Raw genomic sequence first — 20,232 nt, 5'->3', positions numbered from 1 at the left:
CAATTGACGTGATCAAAGCTGGACATTCTTGCAAAACTGAAACATTTAGCCCGCAGCACAAAGGTCAAATGTTGCAGAAAAACGCTCTGCAATGGTTTGACTTATCCCCACCGCCCCTCTATTGGACGGGCTTCTAGATACATTGGGCCACGCGAATCTGCGCATCGCCCTGCTTATACGGAGACGGAGCGATGAAACGCACCTTTCAACCATCGAATCGCGTTCGCAAGAACCGCCACGGCTTTCGCGCGCGCATGGCCACAAAAGCAGGTCGCAAGATCCTGAACGCGCGCCGCGCAAAGGGCCGTAAAGAGCTGAGCGCGTAAGCGCCCACCTTTTAGGTTTATGACTTTGACACCGCCGAAGGCCTCCGATGCGCTTGCCGCTGACGAGAACGCGCCTTCGGCGGTTTCGTCATGTTTGCCTGTTCTCAAAAAACGTAGCGACTTTCTGCTTGCCGCGCGCGCGCGCCGTCAGGGCACAGCCTCGATGATGGTGCAAATGCGTGATCGCCGTGATGATAATCCCGCGGTGCGCGTTGGGTTCACATGCTCCAAGAAGGTCGGCAACGCCGTTGCCCGCAACCGCGCCAAACGCCGTTTGCGCGAAGCTGCACGCGCTGTCTTGCCCGCACATGGCCAGCAAGGTTGCGATTACGTGCTGATCGGACGCGCCGACGCGACTGCAAACCGTCCCTTTGATTTGCTGCTCGGCGACTTGCGCTATGCGCTTAAAAAACTACATGGTGCCAAATGAGCCCGCTTGCACATATCGTCGCCCTGCCCGTTCGGCTGTACCGCCTGCTTTGGTCACCATGGGTCGGCCGCAACTGCCGTTATCACCCAACCTGCTCTGCCTATGCGATGGAAGCGCTGGAAAAACACGGCGCGATCAAAGGCAGCTGGCTTGCCGCGCGCCGCATTGGTCGCTGCCACCCTTGGGGCAGTTCAGGCATCGACAACGTTCCTGATTAACGCTGAAGAATGAAATCCCCTGCGACTGCGCGCCTGCGTGTGCCCTCTGCCAATCCATCTTTTCCTGCCAAAGCGCCTGCAAAATCGGCAAAGAACGCTTCGCTTTCAAACCACCAGCGATGTGAGACAAATCGGGTTTCTTCATAGCTCCCTTCGCCTGCTCGGTATTCTCGTGTGCAAGACACATCTTCGTGGCTCTTTTCTGCCGGAGACGCCAAACCTTCAGAACCAAGCCGCGCGCGACCAGAATTAATCCTGCGGGACCAACGCAAAATGGAATCGTCATAACTATAGTAATTGGTAAAACGTTTGCTGTGATGGGTCATCACGAGCGATCCCCAAGCCCCTTTCTCCATAAAATACTGGGGAACATCGGCTGCAGCGAAGACGACTTGGTCCACACTCCAAGGCCCTGCACCTGGCCCATGAGAATCGCCAAACCCAGCGAAACCATTCAATACAACGAGCCCCCCCATTGAATGAGAAAAGAGGTGGACGCGCGGTGCGTTCGGCATCGACAAGAGCGGCAAAATGATATCGCCAACAAGGTGTGGCCCGCATTCAATCGTCTTTTTTCTATCGCCATTGTAGTCGATATCTATGAAAAAGCGTGCGCCACGACTTGGCCAATCATAAGCGATGATTGCCCCCAAGTAACCTTGCTTGCGCAAACCTTTCTCAATCATCTCAAGACGTTGAAACGTATCTTGTTGCTCTGTATTGAACCCGTGAACGTAGATGAGAACATCATTTCCGTCGCCGCGACTAACGACCTGATCGAACCAGTCCGCTTGATCAAGACGCTCACTACTCCAACCTGTCTGAGTGGACGCATCGCGAGCGCACCGCGCATAACGCGTTTTTGCGGCAACGCCATATCCATATTGATCGGGCTTTTGTTTTCGTAAAGTACGCCGAGTTGCAAAGAACATTTCAAAATCCTCAATTGTCTAAAATAAAAGCAAACGTACAACCATCACGAGAAAACCAAAGCTTTTTCTTGAAAACCGCGTAGAGGCATCGACACATTCGCGCTTCCCAGCATCGCGCGAAACTGGCATATCGCGCCCATGCTTGATGATCACAACGATATTCACCCGCTTTTCGCTGGCGCGCCTTCAACCACTGAGTTCAAGAAGCTGCGCAAGCGCATCGTGCGAAATACGCGCGAGGCGATTGAGCAATACGGGATGATCGAACCGGGCACCAAATGGCTGGTTTGCCTCTCTGGTGGCAAGGACAGCTATACCTTGCTGGCGGTGTTGCACGAACTCAAGTGGCGCGGGCTTTTGCCTGTTGAGCTGGTGGCCTGCAATCTCGATCAGGGCCAGCCCGGCTTTCCCGCGACGGTGCTGCCCGAATTCCTTGAGAAAATGGGCGTGACGCACCGCGTTGAATATGAAGATACCTATTCGATTGTTATGGATAAAATCCCAGCCGGCCGCACCTTCTGCGCGCTTTGCTCGCGGTTGCGACGCGGTAATCTCTATCGCATCGCGCGCGAAGAGGGGTGCTCTGCCGTTGTACTTGGCCATCACCGCGATGACATTCTTGAGACCTTCTTTATGAACCTCTTCCATGGCGGTCGCCTTGCGACGATGCCGCCAAAATTGCTCAACGATGAGGGCGATCTTTTTGTCTATCGCCCCCTCGCCCATGTGGCCGAGGTCGATTGCGAAAAATTCGCCACTGCGATGAACTACCCGATTATTCCTTGCGATCTCTGCGGCTCTCAGGACGGATTGCAGCGCCAACAAGTGAAGCAAATCTTGGATGGCTGGGAGGCCAACAGCCCCGGTCGTCGCCAAGTCATGTTCCGCGCGCTGATGAATGCGCGCCCCTCGCATTTGCTGGACCCCAAGCTCTTTGATTTCGCGGGATTGATGCGCGAAGACATGCCAAAGCCCGAATAAACCAAGGGATTGTTTGCGCATCAGCAACAATGCGCTAGTGTCACGCAAAACAACGCACAAAGCGCGAGCAGTGATATGACATTTACCCGTAGACATTTTGCCCTGACCTTGGGTGCCCTTGGCCTGAGTGCCTGTGTGAGCAGTCCGAAATCCTCTGGCACGTCCCGCCCAAAGCCAACAGGCCTTGCCCCCGATATGCGCCCGCAGCCCAACGCGGGCTATGACGCTTGGGTCGCCTCCTTCAAGAATCGCGCCAGTGGCTATGGCATCAGCGCCGCCACGATTGCCGCAGGCTTTCGCGGTGCTGGCTATTTGCCGGGCGTGGTGAAACGCGACCGCAACCAGACCGAATTCAAACGCTCGCTTGAGGATTATCTCTCTATAGCCGCCTCGGACGAGCGCATCACCAAGGGCCGCGCCGCCTTTGCGCGCCATCGCGGGACTTTGAATGCGCTAGAAGCCAAATACGGCGTCGATGCAGAGATCATCTGCGCGATCTGGGGCCTTGAGAGTAAATTCGGCGAGCGTATGGGCGATATCCCGATCATCTCATCGACCTCAACGCTAGCCTTTGATGGGCGACGCGGGGCCTTCTTTGAAAAGCAGCTCGTTGCGGCGCTGAAGATCATTCAGAACGGTGACATCACGGCGGATCGCATGGTCGGCAGCTGGGCAGGCGCGATGGGCCATACCCAGTTTATTCCCACATCTTATCAAGGCTTTGCCGTTGATTACACAGGCGACGGACGGCGCGACATCTGGTCTGCGGACCCCTCTGACGCGCTCGCCTCTACCGCCGCTTATCTGCAACGCAACGGTTGGACGCGCGGCGTGAAATGGGGTTCTGAATCCGCCTCAGGCACGCTTCAACCGCAAGCGGGCGGGCCGAAATTTGCCACCACAGGCAATTTCCGCGCGATCAAGCGTTATAACAATTCCGACGCTTACGCGATTGGCGTCGGCCATCTCGCCGACCGTATTGGCGGCGCTGGCCCCCTGCGTGGCAAGTTCCCGCCAGACGCCAATGGCCTCACTAAAGACGATCGCGTCCTCTTGCAAAAACGCCTGACGGCACGCGGCTTTGACACAGGCGGCGCGGACGGTGTTCTCGGCCCCAAAAGCCAAGCCGCAATCAGCGATTATCAACGCAGCAAGGGCCTGCCCGTCACAGGCACGCCATCGCAGGATTTACTGCGCAGCCTCTAAGCGCCTAAATTCCAAAGGGAACACCGCCCGTCACAGGCAGGTTGATCCCCGTCACATAATTGGCCTCAGGCCCCGCGAGATAGGCAACGGCATTGGCCACATCGCGGGGCAATCCTGCATCCCTCAGCGCGACATTTGCATACCGCTGTCTTTTCATATCGGCCACGCTGATCCCCTGCTCACCAGCAAGGCGCACATTTGCAGCCTTGTGCATGTCCGTTGCGATGTACCCGGGGCAAACAGTGTTGCACAAAATGCCATCGGGGCCAAACTCTGCCGCCAAGGTTTTTGTCATCCCAACAAGGCCATGTTTCATCGCGGTATAGGCCCCAAACCCTGCTTCAGCGCCAAGGCTACCAGTTGAGCCAATATTGATGATACGGCCCCCACCCTGCGCGCGCATATGGGGAATAACCGCTTGCGACAGCATCATCGGCCCCAGAATATTAACCTCAAAACTGGCGCTCCATTGGACTGCTGTTGTGCTCAAGAAATTATCCGAGCCAGCCAAGGATCCGGCATTGTTCACAAGAATATCAAGCCGTCCAAACCGCGCGGTCACCTGCTGTATGACCTCTGTGATGTTATCTTCTGAGGTCACATCAAGCGGTAGCGCCAGTGCCTCGCCGCCCGCGGTTCTGATCCCCTCAGCCAGGTCTTCCAACATCGCGGTGCGTGTCGTTTCGACCCCATCAACAGAAATCCTTTGCGCGATGTCCGTCACCACCACACAGGCACCTTCCTCTGCCAAGCGCATCGCAATGGCGCGCCCGATCCCCTCTGGCGCAGAGGCCCCCGTGATTAAAGCGAGTTTTCCCTGAAGCGCTGCCATGTGTTCCCTCCCCGATGTACCTGTCAAAGCTAAGCCACCCCTAGTGCGTTACAAGCGCCTACTTGCGTAAATCAGCGCGGCACCCTGTTTGAAGCGCAGAACATTTGCGGTACATATGGGTCATGACGCCCGATTTCGCCAAATCCTTTCCCCTACGCCGCGCCCGTGTGCATGAGGTGTGCGGCCCTAGCGCCGCCAGCTTTGCTGCCGTTTGCGCAGCACGTAGCCAAAGCACTGTGCTTTGGATCCGCGAAGCTTGGCGAGCTGAAAACCTCAACCCTCTTGGCTTAACGCCCTTTTTTGATCCTGTCAGATTGCTTGTTGCACAGGTCAAAGACCAAGTTGAGGGGCTCGCCGTTGCCGAAGAGGCGTTGCGCGATGGCTCAACTCCTTTGGTGATCCAACAGATCAGCGAACCGATGGATTTGATCCACGGTCGCCGCTTGCAACTCTCTGCAAAGGCAGGGAAATCTACCGGGCTTTGCATTATCCCCGATGGCATGGGAAGCAACGCCGCCGAGAGCCGCTGGCATTGCACGCCGATTTTTGACCCTTTCTCAGCACCGGGAGACTCGACTCTGCAACGTTGGGAACTTATTAAAAACAAATCAGGAACATTAGGATCTTGGCATGTTCGATGGGATGCAGCGGCGCGTCGTCTCAATTTGGTTTCCCAGACTCGCGAGTGATCGCGCCCTGCGCCTGCGCCCGCTGGAAGGGCCGTTCGCGCTCACCCATCACCATGCCAATACCAACCGTATTCACTGCCTGAATAGCGCCGCCGAACGCGCTGGTCTGTCGCGTGGCATGCCCTTTTCCGATGCGCGCGCCTTTTGCCCTGATCTGCAAAGCCGCCCCGCCGATCCGCGCGGCGATCTGCGGTTTCAACATACGCTGCGCCGCTGGGCTTTGCGCTATTGTCCTTGGGTCGGGCTGGAAGATGAGGACGGGCTTGTCCTTGATATCAGCGGCTCCGCGCATCTCTTTGGCGGGGAAAGCGCGCTTTTGATGGACATGCGCCAACGCCTTTTGCGCGCTGGCATAACCGCGCAAATCGGCCTTGGCGACAGTCGCGGCGCGGCTTGGGCGCTGGCCCGTCACGGCGAAGGGGCCGCCGAGGTCGGCAAGGCTCTGGAGGCGCTCAAAGACCTGCCCGTCTCTGCCCTGCGCCTTGACGAAAAGACCACCGTCGCCCTTGGTCGGCTGGGCCTACGCACGATCAACGACCTTGCGAATGCTGCGCGCGCCCCGCTCACGCGCCGCTTTGGCCCGTCCTTGCTTATGCGGCTCGATCAGGCGCTTGGCGGGCAGCCAGAACAGATCACCCCGCTCAAAGATCCGCCCCATTACGGCGTGCGCCTCACCCTGCCCGAACCCATCGGCATCAATAGCGATGTGATGGAGGGCACCTCGCGTCTGCTCACCCAGCTTTGCGAGAAACTCAAAACCCAAGAGACAGGCGCGCGCATTCTCGCCCTCACCCTGCGCCGCGTCGATCAGGACAGCCAACAGGTGGAGCTGCGCCTCGCCCGCCCCATGCGCGACGCGGCGCGTATTCTGCCGCTGTTCGAACGCGGGATTAAGGATGTGGACGCGGGCTATGGCATCGATCAAATGCGCCTTGAAGCGGTGCAGGTCGAAGCGATGCCTGTGCAGCAACTGAGCCATGTGTCTACGGGTGGAAAAGACCGCCTCGATGATCTCATCACCCGGATCGGCACCCGCATCGGGCTTGAAAACATACAGCGTTTCCTGCCCTCGGACAGCCACATCCCTGAGCGCGGTTTCATCATTTCCCCCGCCGCCTATTCGACGCCAGATAGCGCGTGGTCAACCATACGCCCCCGTCCGCTTCATATCTTTCCGCCCAATCCTTTGATGGGTGCGCATACCGCTGCAAAGCCGCCAAAGCACTTCCGCTGGCGGCGCATGTCCTTTTCAACCGCGCGCGCCTCTGGCCCTGAACGCATCGCGCCGGAATGGTGGCTGGAGGACGACACATGGCGCTCTGGCGTGCGTGATTATTGGTGCGTGGAAACACGCCAAGGTCGCCGCCTCTGGCTCTTTTTCACGCCGCAAAGCCCAAGCTGGTATGTGCAAGGCGAATTCGCATGAGCTACGCCGAACTCGCCACAACCACCAACTTCACCTTCCTGCGCGGGGCCTCGCACCCCGAGGAAATGATCACACGCGCCGCTGAATTGGGCCTGCAAGCCATCGCCATCACCGACCGCAATTCGCTGGCGGGCGTCGTGCGCGCCTATGCAGCGCTGAAAGAGCTGAAGCGCGCCAGTGAAGACACCATACGCATCCGTTCGGAAACGCAACTTGACCACTCCTCGCGGCAAGAGGCAGGTGATCCCCAGCACATCCCGCGCCCCGCAGTGTTGCGCCTGCCTAAACTCATTGTCGGCGCGCGCCTTGTGCTGCGCGATAGTCCTGTTGACTGGATCGCCCTGCCGAAAGATCGCGCTGCCTATCGCCGCCTGACCCGCCTTCTCACCCTCGGTAAACGGCGCGCAGAGAAAGGCGAATGCCACCTCGATCTGCCCGACCTTCTGGAGGGCTGCGCAGGCATGATCCTCATCGCCCTGCCCAACGGCCCTTTGCGCCGCACCGCCAAAGAAATCACCACCATGCAGCGCCGCTATCCAAGCCACGTCTTCCTTGGCGCGGCTCCGCGCTATGATGGCTCCGATCAGGCCTACCTCGCCGCCTGCGCGCGCCTTGCGCTGCGCACCTCCGCGCCGATGGTGGCGGTTGGTGATCCGCTCATGCACCACGCAAAGCGTCGCCAACTCGCCGATGTGCTCACCTGCATGCGCGAGCACATCACGATCGATCAAATCGGCAAACGTGCGCTGCCCAATGCGGAACGCCGCCTCAAGGGGCATGCCGACATGGCGCGGGTGTTTCGCGACCACCCTGCCGCGCTGCAACGGTCCCTTGAAATCGCCGCTCGCTGCAGCTTTTGCCTGAGCGAGCTGTCCTACCAATATCCCGACGAAATCACCGATGGGGAACCGCCCCAAGAACGCCTCACACGCCTCGCCTATGAGGGCATGATGCGCCGCTATCCAAATGGCGCAACGGAGAAGGCCAAGGCGCAGGTCGCGAAGGAACTCAAGCTGGTTAAAGCCCTGAACTTCCCCGCTTATTTCCTCACCGTGCATGACATTGTAGAGTTTGCACGCTCGCAAGGCATCCTCTGCCAAGGGCGCGGATCGGCGGCCAATTCGATCCTCTGTTATCTGCTCGGCATCACCGATGTCAGCCCCGAAGTCATCACCATGGTCGTCGAGCGTTTCGTCTCTGAAGCGCGCGCAGAGCCGCCCGATATTGACGTGGATTTCGAACATGAACGCCGCGAGGAAGTGATCCAGCATATCTACGCCAAATACGGGCGTCACCGCGCAGGGCTTTGTGCCACCGTCACTCATTTTCGCACACGCGGTGCAATCCGCGAGGTGGGCAAGGTCATGGGCCTTAGCGAGGATGTGACCGCAGGTCTGTCGGGCCAGATTTGGGGGCAATCGGACAAGGGCGCGGACCCTGATCGCGTGCGCGAACTCGGCCTCAACCTAGAGGATCGCCGCCTTGCCCAGACCATTCGCCTGATTGGTGAAATCATCGGCTTCCCAAGGCATCTTGGGCAGCATGTGGGCGGGTTTGTCATCACCAAGGACCGTCTGGACGAGCTTTGCCCAATTGAAAACGCCGCGATGGAGGATCGCACGGTCATTGAGTGGGACAAGGATGACATCGACACGCTGGGCATTCTCAAGGTCGATATTCTTGGCCTCGGCATGCTCAGTTGCATCCGCAAATCGTTCGATTTGCTCAAACAACACAACCGCCAGAGCTTCTCTATTGCCACGGTCCCGCAAGAGGATAGCGCGACCTACGATATGCTCTGCGTCGCTGATGCGGTGGGGGTGTTTCAGGTGGAAAGTCGCGCGCAGATGAACTTCCTGCCGCGCATGTTACCGCGCAAGTTTTATGATCTGGTGATCGAGGTCGCCATCGTGCGCCCCGGCCCCATTCAGGGCGGCATGGTGCACCCCTACATCAACCGCCGCCAAGGCAAAGAGAAGGTGCATTTCCCGTCCAAGGAACTCGAAGGCGTGCTTGGCAAAACCCTTGGCGTGCCGCTGTTTCAGGAGCAGGCGATGCAAATCGCTGTGGTCGCCGCGGGCTTTGATCCGGCCGAGGCCGATCAGCTGCGCCGCTCGCTCGCGACCTTCAAACGCATGGGCACGATCTCCACCTTCAAGGAGCGTTTCATCGGCGGCATGTTAGAGCGTGGCTATGAAGAAGATTTTGCCGAGCGCTGCTTTGCCCAGATCGAGGGCTTTGGCGAATACGGCTTTCCCGAAAGCCATGCCGCCGCCTTTGCCATGCTGGTCTATGTCTCGGCCTGGATCAAAAAGCACCATCCTGCGATCTTTGCCTGCGCTTTGCTGAACTCCCAACCCATGGGGTTTTACGCCCCCGCCCAGATCGTGCGCGATGCGCGTGAACATCATATCGAGGTGCGCCCAATCTGCGTCAACGCCAGCACATGGGACAACACGCTGGAGCGGCGCGGCGATGGCGCGCTGGCCCTGCGGTTGGGGTTCCGCCAGATCAAAGGCATGCGCGAGGAGGACGCCAATTGGATCACCTGCGCGCGCGGCAATGGCTACCGCGACCCCGAAGCGGTCTGGCTGCGCGCGGGCGTTGCGCCCTCCGTCCTAGAACGCCTTGCCGAAGCGGATGCCTTTTCCGATATGGGCCACACGCGCCGCGATGCGCTTTGGCTGGTCAAGGCGATCCGTGGGCAACAACCCCTGCCCCTGTTCAATGATCCCATCGACGGGGAGAGCATATCAGAGCCTGACGTCATCCTCCCCACCATGCATTTGGGGGAAGAAGTGGTTGAGGATTACGTTTCCATGCGCCTCACCTTGCGCGCGCATCCGATGGAATTGCTGCGCCCGAATATTCCGAACCTCACGCCGCATGACAAGCTGCCAGACGCACCGCTGCACCGCATTTCCGTCTGCGGCCTAGTCATCACACGCCAGCGCCCCGGCACCGCGTCGGGCGTTATTTTCCTGACACTTGAGGATGAAACAGGGGTCAGCAATGTGGTCGTTTGGCCCAAGCTTTATGAAAAATATCGCCGCGAGGTTATGGGCGGTCGCCTGCTGCGTGTCACGGGGTTCTTGCAGCGCGAAGGCATCGTTGTGCATGTCATCGCGCAAGAGGTGGAAGACCTCTCGCATCGCCTGCGCGACCTTGGTCATCCACTGGATGAAGAGGTCGGCATCACCCATCCTGACGCCGACGATGCGCCGCGCCCTCGCAAGCAGCCCTCGCGTGCCATGCATCCACGAGATCAGGCTAAACGGCTCTTCCCAAGCCGCGACTTTCACTAACGCGCGAACGTAATATCCGACATCATAATGCTCGGATCGGCCCGATCGCTCGCACGCAGGTGCAAACCCTCACCCGTCACGCGCCACTCCACATTCTGTGCAATATCCGCGCCAGTATCGGGGTCTTTCGCGCGGAAGGTAAAGGCAATCACATCCCCTTGCTGCACCCCCGAAATGCGCACAGACCCAAGCCCGTCTGGATTAAACCAATGACCCGAAATCTTACTGCCAGCGGCGCGCATTTCACCTGCCAAAGCAATCTTGCGCCCCGGCACAACGCAGCGCCCTGACACAGTTAACGCACCTGCATCGAAGGAATTTTCCAAGCGGCAGCGCACTGCCTCTTTCGGGCCCGTGGGCGTTTCACGCGCCCAGCCCGAACCAGACCAATCACCTTGCATTTCAACCAAAGGGTCCGCCAACGCGGGTGCGCTTAACGCAAGAAAAAACAGTGTCGCTTTAAGCATTCAGCCTCTCCTTTCGGCCCAAGAGCGCAGGTAACAAAACCAAATCGAACAGCAATGCCGCCCAAAGCGTGATGATCATCATACCGCCAAACAAACGGATAGGGAAAAAATCACTGATCTGCGTAACCGCCAAGCCAAACGTCAACAAGACGGTTGTTAAAACCATGACCTGCCCAGCTGAACGTGCCGCGAAATCCACCGCTGCATTGGCGCTTTTGCCCTGCTTTCGAGCTTCGAAAAATCGATTTACGAAATGCACGCTATCATCGATCGCAATCCCAAACGATATGGTCAACGCAAGCACTGCCGTCGGTGACAATTGCCCCGCAGCCCAAAAATGTAAGGAAGCCCCTGTTATCATTAAGGGTAAGATATTTGGCACCAGTAAAAGCGGGAACAAGCGCAGTGATCCAAAAGCAATCGCAACCACGAAGGTCGCACCGATTGCCGCCAGCACCAATCCTCGCGAAAGTTGCGAAATCAAATTCACCGCCTCAAAGCGCATCACCGTCGGCAACCCCAAAATCCGAGACGCTCCCCCCACCTCCGCCGCGCGATAAAGCGCATCATAATGGGCAAGCGAAGCAGCATCGCGCATCGGCTCGGGAACCCAAACAAATATCCGGTGCGCGCCCTCTTTCGCGCGCAATTGGGCCTTCAGATCGTCGGGCACAGCGCTCTGCTCCTCAACGCTAGGCTGTCGACCCTCAACGCCAAGCCAACGCGCAACGGCAACCTCTGACAGAACAGCTTCAGTGCCGGCAAGCTTTGTAAGATCACCCACCAACGCGCTGGCCTTTTCCCAGTCCCCCTCAACTTCGATGATCATCTGAAAAACCCCGCCAAACTCTGCGGCAATGGCATCATTCATTTGCGCAGTTTCGCTGCTTTTGGGCAGGTTTTGATACAAGGGAAACCAAGCTTTGGTTTGCTGAAATCCAATGACCGAGACAAGCAACAGAACGAATGCGCCGCCGATTACAACACGCGGCGCGCGCGTACCAAGGTTTGACAAACGATCCGCAATACCAGACGTGAATTTCGGTGTTGCCCGTGGGATCGGTTTTATCACCAACGCCAGGATCGCAAAACTTGTTATCACAACACCAAACGCCAAAAGTGTTCCAAGCGCGCCTAAGACCGCGAATTCGAACAGCTGCTCATTGCTCGTCACCATGATGCAGGCAAAAGCAAGCGACGTTGTAATCGCGGTAAGCGCACAAGCTGGCCCAATACGCTTAACCGTTTCGCGCGCGCTCTCGCCAGTGGCTTTGATGTGCCCTGCCAAATGCACTGCGTCAGCCATGCCCAAAACCAAAATCAAGATCGGGATCACATTGCTTAAAACATTGATCGGATACCCCAGCCAAACAGACAGCGCCAAAACCGACGCCGCGCCGCTGAGGGCTGGAATGACAGCTAAAAGCACCATGCGCAGATCGCGCAGCAAAACGAGCGCCGCAAACCCGACCAGCAAACATCCCCAAATATTCAGAGCGATCAAATCGCTCTTAAGCCCGTTCACGATCTCAAGGCTAATCACATCTTCGCCTGTGAAAGAAACTTTCAAATCAATCGCTTTGACGCGTTCAAATTCGGCAGTGATGGACGTCAGAAGATCATCCATAGGTACCGTGCCAAGCTCAAGCCTGACCGCAATCAACATCGCATTAAACGAGGGCGCGACAAACGTCGGCAACCCCGTTTCCAACGCGCGAAATGCATCGATGCTATCGGCGTAATCCGCGTCAATTTCTACATCAAATACCGGCGTACCTTTCGGATTTTCCGTATTTGGCGGAAAACGCAACGCAAACGGCGATGCGACGCCGCTTACATTTTCCAGAAATTCCAAATCAAGCGCCACGTCTCGCAAGGTGTTCAATTGCGCTGCCGAAAACCGCCGTTCAGATTGGACATAAGCCAGCACAACGCTAGATTCTCCAGCGCCTTCGTTTCTATAGGCAATCTGCGCTTGCGACACAGCGCTGTCGCTTAAAAAGACGCGGTTGATATCATCGTCAAAGCGGATGTTCGGCAAGCTCAGTCCAATGAGCACCAAAAAAGCGATTAAAAGACTCGCCCCAAGCTTCGGCCACCGTATCGCTGCAAGGCCAATCCGCTCCGCACCAAATCCGACGCCAAACTTCACGTTACTTGCCCCGCAACTCGGAAAGTGCGTTTTCCTCAACCCCGATCCGCACATAAAGCATCGCTGCGTTCAGCACCGTGAAGATCGCCGCAACCCAAACCAATCCGAGCACCATCGGCGCGACGATGATTTCAGCAACGACCAACATATAATTGGGGTGGCGAAAATATTTGAACGGGCCAGCTACGACGAGAGGTTCGGGGAAAATGATCACTCGCGTGGTCCAACGCCCGCCTAGCGTTCCAAGTATCCAAACGCGGAACACTTGAAGCACTGCGAAAATCGCGAGCCAGCCCCATGCGACGCTTTCATCATACCCCATGAACAATAAACACGCGATCCAGAGCGAGTGCATACCAACCATTACAGGATAGTGCTCAGCCCCTATTTCATATGCACCTTTGGCCAACAATCTGGCTGTATTGCGTTTGGCAATGACCAATTCGCTCAGGCGCTGCGCGACAATAAAGCCAAGAAACAAAAGAGTCGCAGTTTCCATCAAGCGGCCTCCGCAGTGACGTGGAAGGGCAGATAAGACGCCGTGAAGCCCGGGCCAAGCGCACAGGCCATCATCTGGCCCGTATGACCTGCCTCCAGCACTGTCTTCATCACAAACAACACGGTTGGCGCAGACATATTGCCCGCCTCTCGCAAGGTTTGACGCTCCGCATCCAAACTCCCTTGAGGCAAATGCAAAGCGCCTTCTATGGCTTCGACGACTTTCGCGCCTCCCGGATGGCAAACATAACGATCAATTTTTTCGTGCGTCAGCTTGGCGCTTTCGAGCGCGCTTTGCGTCGCTTCCGCGAATTCTGCGGTCACGAAAGAAGGGATCGAGCGATCAAACACGACACCAAATCCAGCTTCATCAACGTCCCAGCCCATAATGGACAACGTGTTAGGCCACATCTTTTGATAGCCCTGCTCCAACTCAATGCGCGCCTTCGAGGCAGGTTGCACGCTACTCAAACAAGCCGCGGCAGAGCCATCACCAAACAGCGCGGTCGCGATAATGTCAGCCTTTTGCAAGCGATCCGCGCGAAAGGAGAGCGAGCAGGTTTCAATCACCACAAGCAAGACCTTTGCGCCCGATTTAGCTTTGGCGAGCGACTGAGCAACTGACAGGCCTGTCACGCCGCCAGCGCAGCCAAGGCCAAACAGGGGGACACGCATGATGTCGTCGCGAAAGCCCATGTCTGAAAAAACCTGCGCTTCTAGGGTCGGCGTCGCAATTCCCGTGGAAGACACCGTCACAACGCAATCCACGTCTTGGCTGCTCCAGCCCGCATCCAGCAACGCCGCACGCGCGGCATCAAGGAACATCGCTTTGGCACCGTCTATGAAAGCTACATTTCGATCCACCCAACCATGCTGGTCCGAGAACCAATCAATCGGCACAACCGAATAGCGTTTGTCTATTCCTGCGGTGGCAAAGCTCTTGGAAAGACGATCAAATTGAGGATATTTCTCGCCGAAGATAATCGCCGCCCTCTCGCGAACTTCATCTTGGGTTAGGCAATGTGGTGGCAACGCCGTAGACAAGCCGTGCAGGAAGACAGACATCTAGATTCCTTTTGCATCAGGCAGCGCGCAAACCGCGATCAACCTTAATTCATGAATACCTTAGAGCATTAACCCATGGCTTTGGGAAGAAAACAAACCGTTCCCTAAGATCGCCGCGAGTGGTGTAAGAAAGGCAGGAAAAACATCCAAAAAAACACCCGAATGAACGCTGCTCACTCAGAAACGGGCGACTAAGGCAAAGCTGAAAAACCGACGCCAATGCCAAGTCAGACGTGACTAGCCCATGCGCAACAGCAATTGAATGTCGGCAACATTTGTTCCTGTGGCTTTGGTCAACAGCAAGTTCCCAGCCGCTTGTAAAATCCGATAGCTGTCATTGTTGCTCAATGCGTCCTCTACGTTAACGCCCTTAGAACGCGCCCTTTGCAAGGTCGCGCTATCCACGATGCCGCCCGCGGCGTCTGTCGGACCATCGCGCCCATCTGTCCCTCCACTAAGAAAAACCCACGCTTCAGGTAGGTCTTGAGCAAGCGACGCAACATGTAAGCAAAGCTCTTGGTTGCGGCCACCTTTGCCCGTGCCGCGCAGGTTAACGGTGGTTTCGCCACCCCAGATAAGCAACTGTAAATCGCCAGACTTAACCGGATGGGAAAGCGCGTAGTCGACGATGTCGCGGGCCGCCTGCTCTACATCGCCAACCAACCTGTCCGAAACGATATGCGCGTCCCAATCGGTGGCGATTTTTTGGATCGCGGTCAGGCTTTGACGATTGGAACAAATGATCGAGTTGTCGCTTTCACGTTCACGAATATTGCGTGGATTGCTCAAGTGCGATTGAGCAGCCGCAGGTAGGTCTTCCCAAATGCTTTTCGCCTTCAAAACGGGAATGATTTGATCTAGCCCCCCCATCGCTTGCGCAGTCGGCCCGCTCGCAATGGCGCGGATGTCATCCCCAATCACATCAGAGATAACCAAACTGCGCACTTTTGCGGGATGCGCTAAATCCAATAGCCCACCCCCCTTCAGAATAGACAATTGCTGTCGCACAGCATTCATCTGAACGATATCTAACCCGCCAGAAAGCAGCGCTTCATTCACCGCAATTTTATCGGCCAATGTTAATCCGTCCCTTGGCGTTGGCAATAAAGCTGAGCCGCCTCCAGAAATCAGACAAAGCACCGCATCATTCGCTGTCAGCCGCTCAAGCCCCTCCATCACATAAAGGCCCGCATCCAAACCATTTTGATCCGGCAAAGGATGCCCCGAAGCAAAAACCTTGCAGCCCTTTATGTCCCTTGCATTTTCATAGTTGGTAACAGCGATTGCTGTCGCGCTCTGACCTTCCGGCAAGGACTCGAGCGCTGCTTCCATCATCGCGCAGGCCGCTTTGCCAAACGCAAGAACAAGGAGACGACCATTTGGCGTTGCCTCAATAGGTCTTTCGCTCAATGCTTGCTTTACGGCAAATGCAGGATCTGCGGCGGTCACGCCTTCTAGGAAAAGCGCTTTTGCTGCTGATGTCATTTCGGATTGCTTCATAGCGCCAGTATAGAAGCGCTTTCTGGCTTAGCAATTTTAGATTGCCGAATGCTCAAAACTTAACAGCTTAGTCAGCCAATGCCTGTTTTAGGAATTCCTTGATGTGGATTGCGTCCAAAGGTTTGTCCGACGCCATCGAATCTCGACTGACTTCGCACACCAAATGCTTGTCGGCACCCTCCCCAGTTAACAAACCGATTGGCAACGCGCCCAGTTTTTGCGTTGATAAAAGAGCATCGGCCGATCTCGAAAGAATAACATCGGGGGTTAACTGGACTTCCTTCAATATGTCGAAAGCCTCTGCTGAGCTATGCGCATGAATAACAGTTGGCCCTTCAGCCTCCACGATTTCAGTAAAAAGCATAGCTTTATCGGAAGCGGGCTCAATTAGCAGGACAATCGCGTTTGCAATCTTTTCTTCTGCTAGGCCACCGCTCGATAGTTCTGATTCAGGAGCGGCGTTTAGCGCTACATCTACGGAAAAACAGCTCCCCTCGCCGACTGTCGATTTCAAAGCGAACTGATGGCCGAGACCTTTGCAGGCTTGTTCTACGATCGACAATCCAAGACCAAGACCCACATCTGTATTCGTCGGAGACAGTCGCTCGAACTCCTTGAAAATTCGACTGTGATCTTCCTGCGCGATGCCTTTTCCTGTGTCAAAGACCTGAATCCGTGCGATCCCGCCAATACGGCGAACGCCTACCAGAACCCTGCCTGTGTCAGTGTAGCGTATGGCATTGGACAAAAGATTTTGCACAATTCGGCGAAGGTAACCTGGATCGCTCAAAACCGTTAACCCCGACTGCAGGACCGTCAACTCGATCCCTTTCTCAACAGCTAAAGGCGTCATTTCATTTCGCAACGGCGTAAAGACTTGTGACAAGGCGACAGGTTGTACTTCGAACACGGCTTGGTGCGCGTCTAACGTGGAAATATCGAGCAACGTTGAAATAAAGTGCTCAACGCTATTGAGAGCCATTTCAGTTTTATTAAGCACATCTTGTGCGCCCTCAAAATCGATCCGCTCAGACAAGGATGTTAGGTATAGCTTCGCCGCAGACAGGGGTTGCAGCAAATCATGGCTTGCAGCCGTTACAAATCGCGTCTTTGAGGCATTCGCGCGCTCGGCTTCCGCAAGGGCTACACCAAGCTCGCGCGTTCTATCCTGCACGCGTCGCTCCAACGAGGAATTGACCTCGGCAAGCGTACGGGCAGCGCTACGCTCTGCTGTGACATCGGTAAAGCTAATCACAAAGCCCCGATCCGGCATTTCTTGGGCAAAAACGCTAAATATCTGGGTGCGCCCCCGGGTCACTTCAAACGCCAAAGGCTGGCGGCGCTCCGTCTGGTTCGCCCATTTCCTCAAATGGGAAATCGAGAACCGGCCCTCAAATCGAAGCTGCTTTTCGAGGCGATCGAGCAAAACGTCAAAACCCATCCTCAGAACACCGCGTTGAGGCGCGCCAGCCAAAAGCCCGTCCATCCGGGAATTCCAACCCACGAGGGACATTTGATTATCGAAGATACACACCCCTTGGTTAAGGTGGTCCAAGGTCGCTTGGAGAATTTCTGCCTGCTTGTCACGCATCTGATCACGCGCTTGACGCTCGCGGCGCATGATCGTCGTGACATCGGTTTGCAGAATGACAGTACCGCCGCGCGACGTGCGGTGTTCACTAATTTGCAACCAACGATCCCACCTTAGCCGCACATTAAACTCAACATGTTCTTCGCCATGTTTTTCTAATCGATGTGCGGCCCAATGAGCAGGCGTATGGCCTTCCGGCAAAGCCAGATATTTGCTTCGAGATACAAGCTCAACATAGTCCTCGAACATTAGCCCTTCGACCAACTGCTCTTTGATGTCTGTCAGGTCTCTGCAAAAGCGACTATTGGAAAGAGCTAAGCCACCATCCGCTTCGAAAAGCGCAAAGCCTTCGTTGATCGTCTCGATTGCTTCGGTCAGGTTTGCACGCGCATTCTCTGTCTCATCGTTGGCAATGGCCAATCGCGCGTTGGATTCCTGAAGTAGGTCGAGCGCCCGTTCTAGATCATGCGTGCGCTGACGAACTTCGCTTTCCAGCAAAGCCGCACGTTCAAATTGTTGATAAGCAAGACCAGACTGCTCGTTCTTTTGCTCAACACGACGCATGAGCGAATGCGCAATTTGGAGCAATTTTTCATTTTGCCGCTCAATCGTATCATTCGGATTAATCAAAGACATGCGCGGCTATTCATTGCCTCGGTAAATCGCCACACCGCTCATTGTGTGATTAACGTGCAATGGCCCAATTTGCTCACCATAGGTGGAAAAACCAGTCACATTATGCTCGGACAAAATACTGGATAGCTCATGACCCATTTGAGATTGTTCCGCTTCGATGCGCCGCAAAATACAATCGCAACTCAGAATATTCACTGGAGTCGCTTCGCGCGAAAGCTCTGCCATTTTGCGACGCAAGTGACTTGCCATATTTTGCGGTTTTGCGACGGTTAGGACCATGCCCTCGTCTATCGCAGAGAAAAACACAAGCTCTCCCTTTTCGTTCACTTGCTGAATCGCGCGCACATGATGAGATCCGCCGATACGAACAACGACAGGATGCGATGCAAACGTGAAGCGATCTAATTGCTCGGGATCTTTACCAACGATACGCGCATATTCTCGTGCGGCAGGTTCGGCGTTGATTTGTTTAACGATACGCTGTTCTGGCACAGCTTCAGTCACAACCATTTGCTCATCCGTTGGCACAAGATGATCAAGGCTAAAGACTCGGGTTCTAAACTTGGTACGGACCAAAGTCAGCACTGCAGCGGTCTGAGCGACTTTACCATTTAGCGCAACGCGTGTTTCGCTAAAATCGGTCCCATCTCCTGCTGAGCCGCCAAAAACAGGCATGTCACGCAGAGCTGGGGAAATTGTGGCCGTCAACGTGTCTTCACTGAGTGACAAACCATCAACTATCAGAAACGCGAAGCCTTCTTTCATTTCCTGATAGCGCTCTTGCAAACGGACCCGTTCCAAAGCGATTTGATCGATCAACGGCTGTGCATCCAGATTATCAATAGCTTCGATCAACATCGCCGAAGCCGCGAAACCAGAGGCAGGAAAGCCAACTGCGATTATCTGCCCTTCGTCATAGCCAATATCGCTAATTTCGCCGGCAGTGGTGCAGGCAACAACGTCAGTGTCTGGAAAGCTCAGCTCGGCCTCAGCAACCAGCCCATCGAAATCAGCGTTTGGAGAAACGAAAAGCGTCACCAAACTGAGTTCCTGAGCTCCAAATTTCGCTTTTATTGCTTCTAGCGGTGCTAAATTTGAAGACGGCACACAAGCCGTCAACAACACCCCTCCATCTGCCATTTCAGGCAGACCTGCTGTCACAAGCCTAGCGCACATAGATAATTCTCCCCCGACAGGGAGATTAATGTGCATTCTCTGGAGTTGGCAAGGCTTTTGCGAAACGCGCATCTTGTACCGCCAAAACCGCTTGGGTTCGGCTTTGAACGCCCAGCTTTCGCATGATGGCGGTCACATGGGCCTTCACAGTGGTCTCAGCAATCGTCAAATCAAACGCGATTTGCTTGTTCAGCTTCCCCTCGCAGATCAGGTCCAAAATGCGCGCTTGCTGATTGGTCAAGGACGACAGCCGTTCTAGAATTTCACTCCGCGCACTCGTAACGCTGCTTTCCACAAAGCCTACAGGTTTGAAAACCTCGCCGCGTTCTATTGCATCGATGGCTTCTTTGAATACCGTACGAGAGCTGTGTTTTGGAACATATCCATTTGCCCCTGAGATCATAGCTTCGCTGATAGTAGAATTGTCGGTCATCGACGAGACGACAATTATTGGCGTCTGCGCTGAAGCCCGCTTGAGGCGCATAAGACCTTCCATCCCATGTGCGTCAGGCAGGTTCAAATCTAACAGAATCAAGCTCGGTTTGTCGCTACTGCCGACAACCTCAAGTGCGGCTTCAATGCAGTCAGCTGTACGAATCTCTGAAAAAGTTGCGATGGAGCTAAGCGTAAGCTCAAGCGCATCACAGAACAGCGGATGATCATCAATGACAAGCGCCCACCCCTTCGACACGTTGGGTTGGCAGGTTTCTGGCGAAGCGTTTTGATCTGCAGTCATATTGCAAAGAATAGACCTAACCCCTGCAATCAGTCACCTAGCAAATAGTCTCATACTCCAACTTAT

18 protein-coding genes are annotated in these 20,232 nt (G+C 55.6%); 8 read left to right on the top strand and 10 right to left on the bottom strand.

Going from position 1 to position 20,232, the window contains the following annotated elements; all coding sequences use genetic code 11:
* Window positions 1-191 precede the first annotated feature (191 nt).
* From rpmH to yidD, 3 genes are read left to right on the top strand one after another with little or no spacing between them, the layout of a single operon-like run.
* Window positions 192-326, top strand: a complete 135-nt coding sequence (gene rpmH / locus ACRBCU_RS01420) for a 50S ribosomal protein L34 (RefSeq protein WP_009831305.1) — start codon at window positions 192-194, stop codon at window positions 324-326.
* A 25-nt stretch (window positions 327-351) separates the two neighbouring features.
* Complete coding sequence (gene rnpA, locus ACRBCU_RS01415; RefSeq protein ID WP_431363568.1) at window positions 352-756, top strand: ribonuclease P protein component; 405 nt, start codon at window positions 352-354, stop codon at window positions 754-756.
* Entirely contained in the window at window positions 753-974 is a 222-nt protein-coding gene (gene yidD, locus ACRBCU_RS01410) for a membrane protein insertion efficiency factor YidD (protein WP_431363567.1), read from the top strand. Before rnpA ends, yidD begins: the two co-directional genes overlap by 4 nt.
* Here yidD and ACRBCU_RS01405 read toward each other — a convergent pair.
* Window positions 971-1,906, bottom strand: a complete 936-nt coding sequence (locus ACRBCU_RS01405) for an alpha/beta fold hydrolase (protein ID WP_431363566.1) — start codon at window positions 1,904-1,906, stop codon at window positions 971-973. The two genes, yidD and ACRBCU_RS01405, sit on opposite strands and share 4 nt — an antisense overlap.
* Before the next feature lie 138 nt (window positions 1,907-2,044).
* On the opposite strand from ACRBCU_RS01405, the gene ttcA reads away from it, so the two are divergent.
* Window positions 2,045-2,887 carry a tRNA 2-thiocytidine(32) synthetase TtcA gene (ttcA, locus tag ACRBCU_RS01400; RefSeq protein ID WP_431363565.1) on the top strand — a complete coding sequence of 281 codons (843 nt, stop codon included), beginning with the start codon at window positions 2,045-2,047 and terminating at the stop codon, window positions 2,885-2,887.
* A 75-nt stretch (window positions 2,888-2,962) separates the two neighbouring features.
* Window positions 2,963-4,093: a lytic murein transglycosylase gene (locus ACRBCU_RS01395; RefSeq protein WP_431363564.1), complete on the top strand. Its 1,131-nt coding sequence runs from the start codon at window positions 2,963-2,965 to the stop codon at window positions 4,091-4,093.
* A gap of 4 nt (window positions 4,094-4,097) precedes the next feature.
* Here the strand turns inward: ACRBCU_RS01395 and ACRBCU_RS01390 are convergent, their stop codons facing one another.
* On the bottom strand, window positions 4,098-4,925 hold the full coding sequence (locus ACRBCU_RS01390) for an SDR family NAD(P)-dependent oxidoreductase (protein WP_431363563.1): 828 nt from the start codon (window positions 4,923-4,925) through the stop codon (window positions 4,098-4,100).
* Between the two features lie 122 nt (window positions 4,926-5,047).
* On the opposite strand from ACRBCU_RS01390, the gene ACRBCU_RS01385 reads away from it, so the two are divergent.
* From ACRBCU_RS01385 to ACRBCU_RS01375, 3 genes are read left to right on the top strand one after another with little or no spacing between them, the layout of a single operon-like run.
* Window positions 5,048-5,614, top strand: a complete 567-nt coding sequence (locus ACRBCU_RS01385; RefSeq protein WP_431363562.1) for an ImuA family protein — start codon at window positions 5,048-5,050, stop codon at window positions 5,612-5,614.
* Window positions 5,556-7,040, top strand: a complete 1,485-nt coding sequence (locus tag ACRBCU_RS01380) for a Y-family DNA polymerase (protein WP_431363561.1) — start codon at window positions 5,556-5,558, stop codon at window positions 7,038-7,040. Before ACRBCU_RS01385 ends, ACRBCU_RS01380 begins: the two co-directional genes overlap by 59 nt.
* Window positions 7,037-10,345, top strand: a complete 3,309-nt coding sequence (locus ACRBCU_RS01375) for an error-prone DNA polymerase (RefSeq protein ID WP_431363560.1) — start codon at window positions 7,037-7,039, stop codon at window positions 10,343-10,345. Before ACRBCU_RS01380 ends, ACRBCU_RS01375 begins: the two co-directional genes overlap by 4 nt.
* Here the strand turns inward: ACRBCU_RS01375 and ACRBCU_RS01370 are convergent.
* The 8 genes from ACRBCU_RS01370 to ACRBCU_RS01335 all read right to left on the bottom strand — a co-directional run bounded on the left by ACRBCU_RS01370 (window position 10,342) and on the right by ACRBCU_RS01335 (window position 20,166).
* On the bottom strand, window positions 10,342-10,812 hold the full coding sequence (locus ACRBCU_RS01370) for a hypothetical protein (RefSeq protein ID WP_431363559.1): 471 nt from the start codon (window positions 10,810-10,812) through the stop codon (window positions 10,342-10,344). The two genes, ACRBCU_RS01375 and ACRBCU_RS01370, sit on opposite strands and share 4 nt — an antisense overlap.
* Entirely contained in the window at window positions 10,805-12,964 is a 2,160-nt protein-coding gene (locus ACRBCU_RS01365) for an efflux RND transporter permease subunit (protein ID WP_431363558.1), read from the bottom strand. The genes ACRBCU_RS01370 and ACRBCU_RS01365 overlap by 8 nt, the downstream gene beginning before the upstream one ends.
* A gap of 1 nt (window position 12,965) precedes the next feature.
* A complete protein-coding gene (locus ACRBCU_RS01360; RefSeq protein WP_431363557.1) occupies window positions 12,966-13,463 on the bottom strand; it encodes an isoprenylcysteine carboxyl methyltransferase family protein in 498 nt (165 codons plus the stop codon).
* Window positions 13,463-14,527, bottom strand: a complete 1,065-nt coding sequence (locus ACRBCU_RS01355; RefSeq protein WP_431363556.1) for a type III polyketide synthase — start codon at window positions 14,525-14,527, stop codon at window positions 13,463-13,465. The genes ACRBCU_RS01360 and ACRBCU_RS01355 overlap by 1 nt, the downstream gene beginning before the upstream one ends.
* Window positions 14,528-14,764: 237 nt before the next feature.
* A complete protein-coding gene (locus ACRBCU_RS01350; RefSeq protein WP_431363555.1) occupies window positions 14,765-16,012 on the bottom strand; it encodes a glycerate kinase type-2 family protein in 1,248 nt (415 codons plus the stop codon).
* An 82-nt stretch (window positions 16,013-16,094) separates the two neighbouring features.
* Complete coding sequence (locus tag ACRBCU_RS01345; protein ID WP_431363554.1) at window positions 16,095-18,254, bottom strand: PAS-domain containing protein; 2,160 nt, start codon at window positions 18,252-18,254, stop codon at window positions 16,095-16,097.
* 6 nt (window positions 18,255-18,260) lie between these two features.
* Window positions 18,261-19,430 (bottom strand): FIST N-terminal domain-containing protein, encoded by a 1,170-nt coding sequence (locus tag ACRBCU_RS01340; RefSeq protein ID WP_431363553.1) that lies wholly within the window; start codon window positions 19,428-19,430, stop codon window positions 18,261-18,263.
* Window positions 19,431-19,455: 25 nt separating this feature from the next.
* Window positions 19,456-20,166 (bottom strand): response regulator, encoded by a 711-nt coding sequence (locus ACRBCU_RS01335; RefSeq protein ID WP_431363552.1) that lies wholly within the window; start codon window positions 20,164-20,166, stop codon window positions 19,456-19,458.
* Window positions 20,167-20,232: the final 66 nt, after the last annotated feature.

The organism is Planktotalea sp., from assembly GCF_050633725.1.
Taxonomy (GTDB): Bacteria; Pseudomonadota; Alphaproteobacteria; order Rhodobacterales; family Rhodobacteraceae; genus Planktotalea.
The sequence above is the reverse complement of the archived record's forward strand: the minus strand, read 5'-3'. Positions and strand labels throughout refer to the sequence as shown.

What these genes read in the sequence shown, in the direction of transcription:
- rpmH (WP_009831305.1), top strand. Translation starts at nt 192, where the DNA reads ATGAAACGCACCTTTCAACCATCGAATCGCGTTCGCAAGAACCGCCAC.
- yidD (WP_431363567.1), top strand. Translation starts at nt 753, where the DNA reads ATGAGCCCGCTTGCACATATCGTCGCCCTGCCCGTTCGGCTGTACCGC.
- ACRBCU_RS01405 (WP_431363566.1), bottom strand. Translation starts at nt 1,906, where the DNA reads ATGTTCTTTGCAACTCGGCGTACTTTACGAAAACAAAAGCCCGATCAA.
- ttcA (WP_431363565.1), top strand. Translation starts at nt 2,045, where the DNA reads ATGCTTGATGATCACAACGATATTCACCCGCTTTTCGCTGGCGCGCCT.
- ACRBCU_RS01395 (WP_431363564.1), top strand. Translation starts at nt 2,963, where the DNA reads ATGACATTTACCCGTAGACATTTTGCCCTGACCTTGGGTGCCCTTGGC.
- ACRBCU_RS01390 (WP_431363563.1), bottom strand. Translation starts at nt 4,925, where the DNA reads ATGGCAGCGCTTCAGGGAAAACTCGCTTTAATCACGGGGGCCTCTGCG.
- ACRBCU_RS01385 (WP_431363562.1), top strand. Translation starts at nt 5,048, where the DNA reads ATGACGCCCGATTTCGCCAAATCCTTTCCCCTACGCCGCGCCCGTGTG.
- ACRBCU_RS01380 (WP_431363561.1), top strand. Translation starts at nt 5,556, where the DNA reads ATGTTCGATGGGATGCAGCGGCGCGTCGTCTCAATTTGGTTTCCCAGA.
- ACRBCU_RS01375 (WP_431363560.1), top strand. Translation starts at nt 7,037, where the DNA reads ATGAGCTACGCCGAACTCGCCACAACCACCAACTTCACCTTCCTGCGC.
- ACRBCU_RS01370 (WP_431363559.1), bottom strand. Translation starts at nt 10,812, where the DNA reads ATGCTTAAAGCGACACTGTTTTTTCTTGCGTTAAGCGCACCCGCGTTG.
- ACRBCU_RS01360 (WP_431363557.1), bottom strand. Translation starts at nt 13,463, where the DNA reads ATGGAAACTGCGACTCTTTTGTTTCTTGGCTTTATTGTCGCGCAGCGC.
- ACRBCU_RS01355 (WP_431363556.1), bottom strand. Translation starts at nt 14,527, where the DNA reads ATGTCTGTCTTCCTGCACGGCTTGTCTACGGCGTTGCCACCACATTGC.
- ACRBCU_RS01350 (WP_431363555.1), bottom strand. Translation starts at nt 16,012, where the DNA reads ATGACATCAGCAGCAAAAGCGCTTTTCCTAGAAGGCGTGACCGCCGCA.
- ACRBCU_RS01345 (WP_431363554.1), bottom strand. Translation starts at nt 18,254, where the DNA reads ATGTCTTTGATTAATCCGAATGATACGATTGAGCGGCAAAATGAAAAA.
- ACRBCU_RS01340 (WP_431363553.1), bottom strand. Translation starts at nt 19,430, where the DNA reads ATGTGCGCTAGGCTTGTGACAGCAGGTCTGCCTGAAATGGCAGATGGA.
- ACRBCU_RS01335 (WP_431363552.1), bottom strand. Translation starts at nt 20,166, where the DNA reads ATGACTGCAGATCAAAACGCTTCGCCAGAAACCTGCCAACCCAACGTG.